Consider the following 12735-nt stretch of genomic DNA (forward strand, 5'->3'; position numbering starts at 1 on the left):
GTGGTGTGTTGGGGGGGGGGGGGGGCGGGGGGGGCCCCCCCCCCCCCGGTAACCCCCCGGGGGGGGGGCCCTGGCGCCCCCCCCCGCGTGGGCGTCCTCAGACGTCCAGCGGGCGGCCACCACAGGCTGCCCGCGCCGTGCTGTGGATCGGGATCTGCGTGGTCTTGGTCCACACACTGATCATCGCGACCTACGTGGGCCCGACCACGCCGGTGCGCACGCTGATCGGAAGCGACACGCTCCGCTCATACGCGCTCCCGGTGTTCGACCAGTCCTGGCGGATCTTCGCCCCGACTCCGCGTCGTATCGCCGTCAACCTGGAAGTGCGGGCCGAGTACATCGATCCCGCATCCGGCGAGACCGTACGGACCGGCTGGGTCGACCTCGTCGAGGGCGAGGACTCGCTGATCGCCGGGAACCCGTTCCCGCCGCGGATCAGCCTCGCGGCACGCCGCGTGGCCAACAACCTCAACACGGTCATGGGCGATCTCAACGCGGCTCAGCGGGAACTGATCAATGCCAGCTATCTGACCACCCCGATCGCCGACCTCGGAACAACGCTCGTGGACCGTACCGACAGCTCGGTCCCAACCGGCGCGGTCGGTCGGTACATGACCTACGACGCAGCCGCGACGCACCTGGCGACCCTGTACTGGACGGCCCACCTCGGCAACGACGTCGAGCTGCAGCATGTGCAGTACCGCACCGGTCGGCGCTCGGTTCCTACGTGGGCGCCTGGCGCGCCGGGCAGCATCGACGATGCCTCGATCGGTTGGACCACGTATGGATGGCGTGCCCTGAGGGTCCTCTCCGAGGACGAGCTCGCGCTGTTCAGCTCATACCTGCGTGCCACCGGAGCGCTCCAGTGAGCCTCCTGGCCCCGGCGCTCGACGGGATCGGTAGCGTGCGGGACAAGATCGAGAGCTGGTACCTCGATTCCAAGCGCGCCACCTATGGTCTGTCGTTCTCGCGCATCGTCGTCGGGATCGCCGTGCTGGGCATCCTGGTGACGAACTTCGGCACTCGCCACGCCGTGTGGGGGCCGGGCTCTGCCTGGGCGGATCAGTTGCGTGCGCGATCCGTCTTCGGCTCCCTGAGCGACCTCTGGTCGACCTCGAGCCCGACCCTGTTCACGATGCAGTATGTGCTGCTGATGGCGGTGGCGGTCGCCGTTGTCGTCGGGTGGCGCACGCGAGCCTCGATCGTCGTGCTCGTCGTGGGGATGACGGCGCTCGTGGAGCGCAACCCGCTCGTCGGTGATCAGGGCGACAACATCGCCCGCATCGGCTTGATCTTCCTGGCGGTCGCGTCGTCGTCCGAGCATTGGTCGCTCGACGCGCGCCGTCGGCGGAGGGCCCTCGCCGCCGGAGCACCGTCGGGGGTGCTTCGTCGGCTGGGGGCAGGCCTGCCGGTCCTGCCGACATGGCTCGGTGCGACCGTGCACAACCTCGCACTCTCGGCTCTCGCGTTGCAGGTGTTCATCCTGTATCTCGCGTCGGCGCTGTACAAGGTGCAGGGCGGGCTGTGGCAGGGCGGTACCGCGCTGTATTACCCGTTGAGCTTGCACGAGTACGGGGTGTTCCCGTGGCTCAACCACCTGTTGATCAGCAACGGTGTGATCCTCACGGCGGCCACGTACTTCGCAGTCCTCGTCCAACTGTTCTTCGTACCCGCGCTGATCCATCCCTACACGCGCCGGATTGCCGTGCTGGCCGTGATCGCGATGCACATCGGCATCGCAGTTCTGATGGGGCTGCCGTGGTTCTCCTTGTCGATGATCGCCTTCGACGGCATCTTCGTCTCCTCCGTGACCTACCGCAGGTTGGAGGCGTGGGCAGGCGAACGGGCCCGGCTGGCACGCATCGCGCTCGAGAAGCGCCGAAGCCGGGCGCCGGCCTCAGCGACGGGCTGAGCCCCAGCGCAGGCTCAGGCTCACGTCAGACGCTCAACTCACCACGATCGACCGTCCAGCCGGTCACGCCGTCTCGCACGCGGGCGCCGGAATCGGCTGAACGGAAGGCGCCCTCTCGAGCCGCCAGGAGACGCCGGCCAACGCCAACGCGAGAGCGACCATCGTCAACGAGACCCAGATCGGGGCGAGGTAGCCGAGACCGGCGGCGATGACGGTGCCGCCCAGCCACGGGCCCACGGCATTGCCGACGTTGAACGCGGAGACGTTCACCGCCGCGGCCAGTGTGGGTGCGCCTTCGGCGTGCTTCAGCACCCGCGCGTTGAGTGCTGAGGCGATCGAGAACGCGGCAGCTCCGAAGAGGGTCACGGCCGCCAGGACCACCCAGCCGCCCACGGGCAGCACGAGGGCGAGAAGCAGCAACGCGACCGCCAGGGCGCCGAGCGAGATCACCACATTGCCGAGGAGGTTGCGGTCGGCGTATCGGCCACCGATCGTGACGCCGACCAGAGTGCCGATCCCGAACAGCAGCAGCGCGGCAGGCACGGCGCTCGCGTCCAGCCCTGCGATGTCCGTCAGCATGGGTGACAGGTAGGAGAAGGTCCCGAAGACGGCGGCCTGGAAGGTCGCCGTCGTGGCGAGAGCCACCCAGAGCGGCGCCCGGCGGAAGCTCGCCAGCTCCGCGCTGAGCACGGCTCGGAAGTCCTGCCGGGCCGAAGTTCGGGGGTGGGTCTCGGGCACGAACAGCGCGGTGGTCAGCAGCGCGACCAGGCTCGCCACGCCCACGGCGAGGAAGCTCAGCTGCCAGCCGCCACGCTCACCCACCCAGGTGCCGAGCGGCACGCCGACCACGTTCGCGACCGTGAGCCCGCCGACCACCACGGCCATCGCGCGCGCGGTCGCCGCCCGCGGCGAGATCGCCATCGCGGTCACGGCGGCGACAGCCCAGTAGGTCGCGCACGCGATCGCGGAGATCACGCGCGTGGCCAGCAGGATGCCGAAGTCGTCGGTGACGGCTCCGAGCAGGTGCATCGCCGCGAACACTGCCGCCGCGCCGAGCAGTGTGGTGCGGCGCGGCAGGTTGAGCGTGAGCAGCGCCATCACCGGCGCGCCGACGAGCATCCCCACCGCGAACGAGCTGATGAGGGTGCCCGCCTCCGGGATGGTGACCCCGAGGTCGGCGGCCATCGGTGGCAGGAGGCCGGCCAGCATGAACTCCGACGTGCCGAGCGCGAAGATCGTGAAGCCCAGCACGTAGACCCCGAGGGGAAGTTTGGTCGTGGTCACGGGAACCTCTCGTTATGGATCGAACAGTCCAAAATCTGGTTAGGGATGGCCGACGGCGGTGCGTGCGTCGGTGGGTGGTCTGCCGCTGGTCAGTGGCTAGGGAAGTGCTGATCGGCCTTGCGATGCACGCATCTGGACACCGCTCGCTACCGGCGCCAATTGATCAGCGCTTCCCTTGGTTCGAGCAGCGCCATCACGGTCGCCAGACAGCGGTCGATGTCGGCGCGATCGGGGTGGACGCGCCCGCGCACCTGCAGCCCGTCGAGCATCGTGTGGATGAGCCAGGCCAGCTCGGAGGCGGTGCGGCGGTCGTCGATGCTGCCGTCGAGCTGGCCGCGGGCGACGAGCGCCGCGATGGTCTCGTGAAAGTCCACGGCGCCGCGCTCGAGCGCGCGGGTGATCTCGCCGTCGTGCGGGCCGGTCTCGATGCAGCCGTTGATGCCGAGGCACGCGCGCCGGTCGGGGTCTTGCCACTGTGTGTCGAGCACGGCGCGCATGAAGCCGCGCAGCGCGTCCGCGCCGGAGCCTGCGGCCTCGGTCAGCTCCGCACGCTCGGCCGCGCGATCGTTCGAGTAGCGCTCGAGCGCCAGCAGGTACAGGTCGCGCTTGGAGCCGAACGCATTGTAGAGACTGCTTCGCGACAGCCCGGTGCTCTCGCAGAGCTCGTCGGTCGAGGTCGACGCGTACGTCGAGTCCCAGAACTGCTCGACGCAGGCGCCCACGGCGGTGTCCGTGTCAAGGCTGCGTGGCCGGGGCATGCGGACACCGTAGCCGTTATGGACCAACCTGTCCATAACCGGACTGCAGGAACGCAGAGCTCAGGCGCCGAGCACCATCCACCGGGTGCCACGCGCGCGGAGGCCGGTGGTGAGCGCGCGGGCCAGCATGAATCCGCCTGCGAAGCTCAGCCAGAGCCACGCGAGACCGACAGCCCCCTCGGGTGCCCAGGCCCGCACGGCGAGCGCGAGCGGCACGTACGCGATCAGCGTGATCACTCCGGCCCATGCGAGGTAGCGACCGTCGCCGGCGCCGATGAGCACGCCGTCGAGCACGAACACCCACCCGGCGATCGGTGTCAGCAGCCCGGTGATCAGCAGGGCGAGCGCGGCCGCGCGGCGCACGGCGGGGTCCGGCGTGAACAGCGGCGCGATCAGCCACCCGCCGGCTGCCACGAGCGCACCGATCCCGGCGCCCGCGAGGGTACCCCACCACAGCGTGCGGCGGGTGATCGCGCGCACGCGCTCGCGGTCGCCCGCGCCCAGTCCGTGCCCGATCAGCGCCTGCGCAGCGATCGCGAGAGCGTCGAGCACGAACGCCACGAGATTCCACATGGCGTTGACGATCTGGTGTGCGGCAAGGGCATTGTCGCCGAGCGAGGTCGCGACCACCACCGTCACCATGATCGCCGCACGGAGTGTCAGCGTCCGGACCAGCAGCGGCAGCCCGGAGCGGAAGTTCGCCAGGATCCCGCCCGGGTGCGGCCGCAGCGACACCCCGCGAGCCCGGGCTCCGCGGACCAGCACCACCCCCAAGGTGAGGCCCATGCCGATCTGGGCCACCGCCGTCGAGAGTCCCGAACCGGCGATCCCCATGCCGAAGCCGTACACGAAGGTCACGCACAGAACAGCGTTCGTGATGGCGCCGGCAACCGCAACCACGAACGGCGTGCGCGTGTCCTGCAAGCCGCGCAGCGCACCGGTCGCGGCGAGCACCACGAGCATCCCCGGGATGCCGGGCGCCGACCAACGCACGTACGCGATCGCGTGGGGTGCGACGACGTCGGACGCACCCAGCAGCGCGACCGCACTCGGTGCGAGAGCGAGGGCGAGCGCACTGATCGCGACGCCGAGGATCAATGCCAGCCAGACGCCGTCGATCCCGAGCGCCAGCGCACCCTTCTCGTCGCCTGCGCCGATGCGGCGAGCGACCGCCGCGGTGGTGGCGTACGCAAGGAAGACGAAGATCGCGACGAGCGTCACCAGCACCGTGCTGGCGAGCGTCAGGCCCGCGAGCTCGGGAGTGCCGAGGCGCCCCACCACGGCCGAGTCCACCAGCACGAACAGCGGCTCGGCGACGAGCGCTCCGAGCGCGGGCCAGGCGAGCGCGAAGATCCGGCGGTCGAGAGCCCGGCCGGTCTCGGGGCCTCGCCGTCGTCCGCTCACATGGTCATGGTGGCGCACCCAGCCGCGTCGTTGCGTGGGGGAGCTGCCTGCCGAGATCGCTGATCCGGGTCGACCTCGCTGGTCTGGAGCGGCGAGGTCGGCTCACAACAGCGATCTCGACGGCCCGGCGGCCGGTCATCACGCGGGACCGCACGGCCCGGAACCGGGCAGCGCGTGACCGAGTCATGTGTGACCTTTGACACAGCCGTGGCGCTCTGGCCAGACTGAGCGTCACGGGCACCACGTGATGCCGCGTGGACCCGGGCCGACGACGCCGACCGGGGAGGGTCTCGTGCGACCAAGGGGAGCGCGGCTGCGCGCCGGCCGGCGATGGACCAGGGCGACTGTGGCGGCCGGGAGCGTCGCGGTGCTCGGTGCGTTCACGGCGTGCAGCACGACGGCGGAGGAGGGCCCGGTCGACGACGGCGTGCTCACGATCGCGACCGTGGAGAACGGAGACATCCTCCGGATGCAGGAGCTGGCAGACCAGTACCTGGCCGACCACCCCGACGTCGAGATCGAGTGGGTCACCCTCCCCGAGGGGGAGCTGCGGCAGCGGGTCACCACCGATATCGCGACCGGCGCGGGGCAGTTCGACATCGTCATGCTCGGCGCCTACGAGACCACCATCTGGGGCGGCCGCGACTGGCTGGTGCCGCTGGACGACATGCCCGCCGAGTACGAGCTCGACGACGTGCTGCCCACCGTGCGCGAGGCGCTCTCGCTCGACGGGTCGCTGTACGCGCTGCCGTTCTACGCCGAGTCCTCGTTCACGATGTACCGCACCGACCTGTTCGAGGCGCGAGGCATCGAGCTGCCCGAGCAGCCCACCTGGGACGACCTGCTGGCCGCAGCGCCGGAGATCTCGTTCAGCTCGAGCTTCACCGGCGACCCGTTCTGCTTGCGCGGCAAGCCCGGATGGGGCGAGAACACCGCGCTGATCACGGCGATGGCGAACTCCTACGGCGGCCGCTGGTTCGACGAGGAGTGGACTCCGCAGCTCGACTCCGAGGCGTGGGCGCAGACGATGGCCACCTACGCCGGGCTGGGGACCTACGCCGGCGCTGACGTGGCTGAGCAGGGCTACAACGAGAACCTGGCACGGTTCCAGGCCGGCGAGTGCGCGATCTGGGTGGATGCGACCGCGGCGGGGTCGTTCGTGACCGATCCGGAGGTCTCGAGCGTGGCGGACGACGTCGGGTTCGCAGCGGCACCGGACGCCGGTGGAGACCGCGGCAGCAACTGGCTGTGGGCGTGGGCGCTCGCGATCCCCACCAGCTCGGTGCAGCAGGAGGAGGCGCGCGACTTCATCGGCTGGGCGACCGGCCCGGAGTACTCCGAGCTGGTAGCGGCCGAGCACGGCTGGGCGCACGTGCCGCCGGGCACCCGCACCTCCCTGTACGAGAACCCCGACTACCTCGAGGCGGCGCCGTTCGCCGAGCTCACGCTGGCGGCGATCGAGGCGGCGGACCCCGAGAACCCGACCACCGAGCCCGTCCCCTACACAGGGATCCAGTACGTGGCGGTACCCGAGTTCCAAGGCATGGGCACCGCCGTCGGGCAGCAGTTCACCGACGTGCTGACGGGGGACCGGACGCCCGAGGAGGCGCTCGAGAACTCGCAGTGGGTCACGGCGAAGATCGCCGAGCGGATCAGGTTCATCGAATGAGCGGGGACGAGGGATGACCAGCACCACGGTGACCGACGAGCAGCTCGCGAAGCTCGACCCCGAGCAGCTGCCGGTGCCCAAGCATCGGCTGCGCGGCAACGGGTACTTCGCCGGGCTGTACGCCACCGAGCACGTGGCTGCGACCGAGTTCGTGTTCGGCGCGACGTTCGTGGCGATGGGCGCCGGGATCTGGGACATCCTCATCGGCCTGATCATCGGCAACACGCTCGCGGTGCTGAGCTTCTGGCTGATCACCACGCCGATCGCGCGGCAGGCGCGGCTGAGCCTGTACACCTATCTGCAGAAGGTGGCGGGCGACTCGTTCTCCCGGATCTACAACCTCGCGAACGCGGTGATCTTCAGCGTGATCGCGGCGGCGATGATCACGGTGTCGGCCACCGCGGTGCGGCGGATCTTCTCGATCCCGCCGCAGACCGAGGCGTACCCCACGCACGTGGGCTTCATCGTGATCGCGGTGGCGTTCAGCTGCCTCGCGGTGGTGGTGGCGGTGTTCGGGTTCGAGGCGCTGGCGAAGATCGCCGGCATCGTGGGCCCGTGGCTGATGGCCCTGTTCCTGGCTGGCGGGATGGTGCTGCTGCCGGTGGTCACGGAGTCGATCACCGGGTCCACCCAGCTCACCGGCTTCAACGACTTCATCGGCGTGGCGGGCAGCAGCGTGTTCACGGGCATCAACTCCGAGGGCGAGCCGGGGATCGGGCTGATCGAGGTGGCCGGGTTCGCATGGGCCGCGAACACGTTCGCCCACTTCGGCCTGATCGACATGGCACTGCTGCGATACGCGAAGAAGGGCACCGCCGGCCTCGCGACCAGCACGGGCATGATGTTCGGGCACTACGTCGCGTGGATCGCGGCCGGCTTCATGGGGGCGGCGACGGCGGCCATCACCCAGACCTCGATCGCTGTGCTGGAGCCGGGCGACGTCGCGTGGGTCGCGTTGGGCGTGACCGGTTTCGTCATCGTGATCATCGCGGGATGGACGACGGCGAACGCGAACCTCTATCGGGCTGGTCTCGCCGCGCAGGCCGTCTTTCCGAACCACTCGAGAACGAAAGTGACCTTGTTGGCGGGCATCGCCGTCGTGATCGCCGCCTGTTTCCCGGTGGTGTACCGGAACATGCTGCCGTTGCTGACGTACGCGGGGCTGATCCTGGTGCCGATCGGCGGCATCATCTTCGCCGAGCATCATCTGTTCAAACGGATCGGGTACAGCCGGTTCTGGATGAAGTTCTCCGGCGTGCGGCACAACATCCCGGCGCTGATCACGTGGCCGGTGTCGTTGGCGATCGGTGTGGGTCTGAACGCGTTGCAGATCATGCCGTACTACTACTTGTTCGTACCGACATGGCTGATCTCGATCGGCCTGTACACGTTCATCGCGGGCCGGATGGGCGCGAAGCAGGCGTATCCGAACGGCGAGGCCGACGAGGCGGAGTATCAGCGGCGGGTGGCGTCGTTCCAGGAGAAGCAGGCGGAGAAGGAGTCGTCGCCGGTGCCGGACCGGTCGGCGCTCTCGCGCGTAATCATGGCGGTGTGGATCGCGTCGCTGCTGGTGATCGTGGCGCTCGCGTATCAGGTGCTGTTCCACAGCCCTGATCTGTACGTGTACTACGTCAACCTCGACCGGTTCTATCTGTGGACGGCGATCTGCACCGGCGTGTACTTCGTGTTCACGTACTGGGGGCTGCGGCGCCGAGAGGCGCTGGCGAAGCGGGCCACAGCCGAGCGGCCGGGTGCGCCTGTCGACACCACGGCGCGCCGCACGGGTGGGTGAGGCGCTGCGTCATCGGCGGAGGAGGTGCACGGTGTCGCGACCGAAGGAGTAGAGCAGCAGGGCGAGCGTCGCCGCGGTGACGCTGGTGGCGAGCTGGTGGGGCAGCAGCGGAGCGGTTGCGAGCACCAGGGGCGGGATCGAGCCGATCACCTTGCGCGACGTGCGGGGTGGGAGCGGGCGGCGCAGTGCGGGCGTCAGGCGACCGGCGAGGCGGAAGGCGTAGGGGAGTGCACCGATCGCGAGCACCCACCAGCCAAGGATGGTCGCTGCGGCGACCGAGAGCACGGCGGTGAGCGCGCAGTCGACGGCGATGTCGAAGTTGCCGCCGGCCTCCGAGGCCTCGCCGCGGGCACGGGCGAGGCGACCGTCGACGCCGTCGAGCAGGACCGAGAGCAGCACCAGGACCGCTACCAGCAGTGCAGGGGCGGATCCGACGAGCATCCCCGCGATTGCGGCCAGCAGCAGCACGCGGAGGTGGGTCACGTGGTCGGCGAAGGTGACGTGGAAGGGGTCGCGTCGCAGGAACGCGACGGTCGCGACGACGCTGACCAGCGCGGCCGTGAGGGCGGCGAGTGCGCGGTGGGTCGGGCTGGTGGCGACGGCGAAGAGGGTGGCGGCGGCGGTCTGTACGGCGGCGCGCGGCAGCCAGGCGGTGCGCGTCCAGGTGCGGGTCATCGGGGCTCCTCCTTCGGCAGTCTCGCAGGGTCCGGGAGCGGGGTTGGTGACGGGGAGGACCAGAGTGCGGAACGCCGTCGGGCGTCTCGGCGTGTCGCGAAGGTGTGTTGCGGCCGGTGTCCACCGGTGGGGACGGCGGCGGCGTCCACAGCTTGTGGGAGGGGGCGTCGCGGGCGCTGGCGCGGTTGTTCACACCTGTTGAGAGAGTCTGTGGAGAACTGTCCACACACGCTCCACAGGAAGGTCGCCGTTCTCCCCAGGCGGGTGTGGACCGGGCCGGGTCGACGGCGGTCGCTGGTGGCCGCTAACGTCGCGCGGGTGCCGTCGATGGTGAGGGTATGGCGAGAGTCTCGCCGGTGGTGCCGTGGGCGATGTCGGTGGTCGGTGTGAGCCTGAGATCGATGGGGGAGACGACAAGGGTGAGAGTGCGGAGGCGGCTGACGTGAGCGTGGCAGAGCTGGCCCCACAGGGGAACTTCGAGCGGACTCCGCCGCAGGATGTGGCGGCGGAGCAGAGCGTGCTCGGCGGGATGATGCTGAGCAAGGACGCGATCGCCGATGTGGTGGAGTCGGTGCGCGGGACCGACTTCTACCGGCCGGCGCACGAGTCGATCTATGACGCGATCGTGGACCTTTACGGGCGCGGCGAGCCCGCCGATGCGGTCACGGTCTCGGCGGAGCTGACCAAGCGGGGCGAGCTGGCGCGCGTGGGTGGCGCGCCGTACCTGCACACGCTCATCAGCTCGGTGCCCACGGCGGCGAACGCCGGCTTCTACGCGCGGATCGTGCGCGAGCGTGCGGTGCTGCGCAAGCTCGTTGACGCCGGGACCCGGATCGCTCAGCTGGGCTACGCCACCGACGGCGGCGACGTCGACGAGCTCGTGAACACGGCCCAGGCCGAGGTCTACGCGGTCACGGAGCGCCGCACCAGCGAGGACTACATCCCGCTGAAGGACATCCTCAACGGCACCATGGAGGAGATCGACGCCGCCTCCCACCGTGGCGAGGGCATGATCGGCGTGCCGACCGGGTTCAAGGACCTCGATGCGCTGACCAACGGGTTGCACCCCGGTCAGATGATCGTTCTCGCGGCCAGACCGGCTGTGGGCAAGTCGACGATGGGTCTCGATGTTGCCCGTGCTGCGTCGATCAAGAACGGCATGACGTCGGTGATCTTCTCGCTGGAGATGAGCCGCAACGAGATCGCGATGCGCATGCTCAGCGCGGAGTCGCAGGTGCCGCTGCAGAACCTGCGCAAGGGCAACATGCGCGACGAAGACTGGACGCGCCTGGCCCGCACGATGGGCAAGCTCAGCGACGCGCCGCTGTTCGTGGACGACAGCCCGAACATGTCGCTGATGGAGATCCGCGCCAAGTGCCGCCGACTGAAGCAGCGCCACGACCTCAAGCTCGTGGTGATCGACTACCTGCAGCTGATGAGCTCCGGCAAGCGGGTGGAGTCGCGTCAGCAGGAGGTCTCGGAGTTCTCCCGTGCCCTCAAGCTGCTTGCGAAGGAGCTCGAGGTCCCCGTCATTGCGATCTCGCAGCTGAACCGTGGTTCTGAGCAGCGGACCGACAAGAAGCCTCAGATGAGCGACCTTCGCGAGTCGGGCTCGATCGAGCAAGATGCCGACGTCGTGATCCTGCTCCACCGCGAGGAGATGTACGAGAAGGAGTCGCCCCGCGCCGGGGAGGCCGACATGATCGTCGCGAAGCACAGGAACGGCCCGACCGACACGATCGTCGTCGCGTTCCAGGGTCACTACGCCCGGTTCTTCGACATGGCGCAGTAGTTCCGGTCTGACAGTTCTGTCGAGATGCGGCTGTCGAGATGCAGTGAATCTTGCACATACCGGGTCGTATGTAACATGACCATTTCTTGGCTCGCTTCTCGACCTTCGCTTTATGTACTGACGCCAGGGTGCTCGGTGTTTGCGCAGGTCTGGGCGCTCGTGTGATCGAGCGGAGGGCCGAGGATGGTGAAATCGAATCGTGCACGGGTTGCTGGAGCCGCTGGGCTGTGAAGTGCGCTGCGCCGGTGATTCGCGGTGATTTCCCCGGTCAACGCGCCTCCGGGGCTTCGACGGATATCACGCGCGGCGTGACCTTTGCGTTGTCGATCTCAACCGACGGCTTCGGGTGCGCGGACGATGCCGCGCGCTCAGGACTTGAACCGGTTCGGCTTCGGCCAGGACTGCTGGACCTGATGCGGAGTGACTGAATGGCTTCCGCAACCCGGTGCGTGGACTGCTCGCTACCGGTGCTCGGTGTCGTAGATCTCTGGGATCGCGGCTCGGACGGTGGCTACGGTCGAGCCGACGGCCTGGCTGGTGTTGTCGATCTCGATGTACCGGTAGCCGTTGGCGTTGTCTCGGAGGCTGTGGCGGCTCAGGTCGTAGTTGGCGTCCGCGGTGTCGCGTCGCTCCTTGCTCGTGGGCTTCGAGCGATGGATCCGCCGGTCGTCGCGTACTGACCGGGAGGGGACGAGGTGGACGACGTAGAGGGTGGCGCTGTGGTCGAGGCGTTCCAAGAACTGCCCCAGGCTCGTGTGAGTGTCGCGGTCGAGGAAGCTGCCGGCGATCACGGTGGGGTAGCCAGCGGCCCAGAAGTTGCCGATGACCGAGACCAGGTTGCTCCACAGCAGATCGAGGAACGTCTGATCGAAGGAGAATGGGTTGACCTGACCCACGTCCTCGCCGTCGACCTTCGCTCCGCCTGGCGTCACGTGAAGGAGCGCGTTCATGACGGTCGACTTCCCGGCGCCTTCGGCACCGGTGACGATGATCAGCGTCTTCACGCCGCTCACGCTATCGGGGCTGCATGAGCGCGGCCTCACAGCAGCGCAGACCAGCTTCCTGTGCAGTAGTTGGATCCGACGACAGCGCCCCAGACCAGATCGCGAGTCCCTCGCTAGGCTCGCGGCTATGGCATCGGGGACACTGCGGATCGTCGCAACGCTCGGTACGGCGCTGCTGTTCGGTGCGCTGCTGTCCGGCTGCGGCGTGCCAGCCACCCCACCGGCCGACGCGGACAGCTCGACGGCGGTTGAGCCATCTGAGACCGCCTCGCCGAGTGTCGCTTGCCCGGATCAGTTCGACGGCGAGGTCCCGGAGGGCTGCATCGTCTACGACCCCGACGAGCAGATGGACAGCAACGAGAGGTACCGCGACCGGATGGATGTGCCCGACGACGTCGCCGCCGCCGGTGAGGCGCTCTTGCCCGACGTCATCGAGGCGCTCGAG

General features: G+C 69.0%; 10 protein-coding genes and 1 pseudogene. 6 read left to right on the forward strand and 5 right to left on the reverse strand.

Going from position 1 to position 12735, the window contains the following annotated elements; all coding sequences use genetic code 11:
- The first annotated feature begins 137 nt into the window (after window positions 1-137).
- Both ACOJSN_RS18365 and ACOJSN_RS18370 read left to right on the forward strand, forming a co-directional pair.
- Complete coding sequence (locus ACOJSN_RS18365; protein ID WP_420113938.1) at window positions 138-869, forward strand: DUF5819 family protein; 732 nt, start codon at window positions 138-140, stop codon at window positions 867-869.
- Complete coding sequence (locus ACOJSN_RS18370; protein ID WP_420113939.1) at window positions 866-1912, forward strand: hypothetical protein; 1047 nt, start codon at window positions 866-868, stop codon at window positions 1910-1912. The genes ACOJSN_RS18365 and ACOJSN_RS18370 overlap by 4 nt, the downstream gene beginning before the upstream one ends.
- A 63-nt stretch (window positions 1913-1975) precedes the next feature.
- On the opposite strand, the gene ACOJSN_RS18375 is transcribed toward ACOJSN_RS18370, so the two are convergent.
- The 3 genes from ACOJSN_RS18375 to ACOJSN_RS18385 all read right to left on the reverse strand — a co-directional run bounded on the left by ACOJSN_RS18375 (window position 1976) and on the right by ACOJSN_RS18385 (window position 5358).
- The gene (locus ACOJSN_RS18375; RefSeq protein WP_420113940.1) at window positions 1976-3196 is read right to left on the reverse strand and encodes a Cmx/CmrA family chloramphenicol efflux MFS transporter; all 1221 of its coding nucleotides are present in this window, start codon (window positions 3194-3196) and stop codon (window positions 1976-1978) included.
- Between the two features lie 146 nt (window positions 3197-3342).
- A complete protein-coding gene (locus ACOJSN_RS18380; RefSeq protein ID WP_420113941.1) occupies window positions 3343-3954 on the reverse strand; it encodes a TetR/AcrR family transcriptional regulator in 612 nt (203 codons plus the stop codon).
- A gap of 60 nt (window positions 3955-4014) precedes the next feature.
- Window positions 4015-5358, reverse strand: a complete 1344-nt coding sequence (locus ACOJSN_RS18385; RefSeq protein ID WP_420113942.1) for an MATE family efflux transporter — start codon at window positions 5356-5358, stop codon at window positions 4015-4017.
- Window positions 5359-5650: 292 nt separating this feature from the next.
- Here ACOJSN_RS18385 and ACOJSN_RS18390 point away from each other — a divergent pair, with 292 nt between their 5' ends.
- Together ACOJSN_RS18390 and ACOJSN_RS18395 are read left to right on the forward strand one after the other, a co-directional pair.
- Window positions 5651-7027: an ABC transporter substrate-binding protein gene (locus tag ACOJSN_RS18390; protein ID WP_420113943.1), complete on the forward strand. Its 1377-nt coding sequence runs from the start codon at window positions 5651-5653 to the stop codon at window positions 7025-7027.
- Window positions 7028-7040: 13 nt separating this feature from the next.
- Window positions 7041-8819, forward strand: coding sequence for a purine-cytosine permease family protein (locus ACOJSN_RS18395; protein WP_420113944.1), 1779 nt, complete (start codon window positions 7041-7043; stop codon window positions 8817-8819).
- Window positions 8820-8828: 9 nt separating this feature from the next.
- Here the strand turns inward: ACOJSN_RS18395 and ACOJSN_RS18400 are convergent, their stop codons facing one another.
- Window positions 8829-9494, reverse strand: a complete 666-nt coding sequence (locus ACOJSN_RS18400) for a CDP-alcohol phosphatidyltransferase family protein (protein WP_420113945.1) — start codon at window positions 9492-9494, stop codon at window positions 8829-8831.
- Between the two features lie 442 nt (window positions 9495-9936).
- Between ACOJSN_RS18400 and dnaB the strand changes: the two genes are divergently transcribed.
- Window positions 9937-11286 (forward strand): replicative DNA helicase, encoded by a 1350-nt coding sequence (gene dnaB / locus ACOJSN_RS18405; RefSeq protein WP_420113946.1) that lies wholly within the window; start codon window positions 9937-9939, stop codon window positions 11284-11286.
- Window positions 11287-11747: 461 nt separating this feature from the next.
- On the opposite strand, the gene ACOJSN_RS18410 is transcribed toward dnaB, so the two are convergent.
- On the reverse strand, window positions 11748-12290 hold the full coding sequence (locus tag ACOJSN_RS18410; RefSeq protein WP_420113947.1) for a hypothetical protein: 543 nt from the start codon (window positions 12288-12290) through the stop codon (window positions 11748-11750).
- 127 nt (window positions 12291-12417) lie between these two features.
- Between ACOJSN_RS18410 and ACOJSN_RS18415 the strand changes: the two are divergent.
- Window positions 12418-12735: pseudogene (locus ACOJSN_RS18415) on the forward strand (hypothetical protein); the annotation flags it as partial.

This window comes from Pseudactinotalea sp. (genome assembly GCF_048594945.1).
GTDB lineage: Bacteria > Actinomycetota > Actinomycetes > Actinomycetales > Beutenbergiaceae > Pseudactinotalea.

What these genes read in the sequence shown, in the direction of transcription:
- ACOJSN_RS18380 (WP_420113941.1), bottom strand. Translation starts at nt 3,954, where the DNA reads ATGCCCCGGCCACGCAGCCTTGACACGGACACCGCCGTGGGCGCCTGC.
- ACOJSN_RS18395 (WP_420113944.1), top strand. Translation starts at nt 7,041, where the DNA reads ATGACCAGCACCACGGTGACCGACGAGCAGCTCGCGAAGCTCGACCCC.
- ACOJSN_RS18400 (WP_420113945.1), bottom strand. Translation starts at nt 9,494, where the DNA reads ATGACCCGCACCTGGACGCGCACCGCCTGGCTGCCGCGCGCCGCCGTA.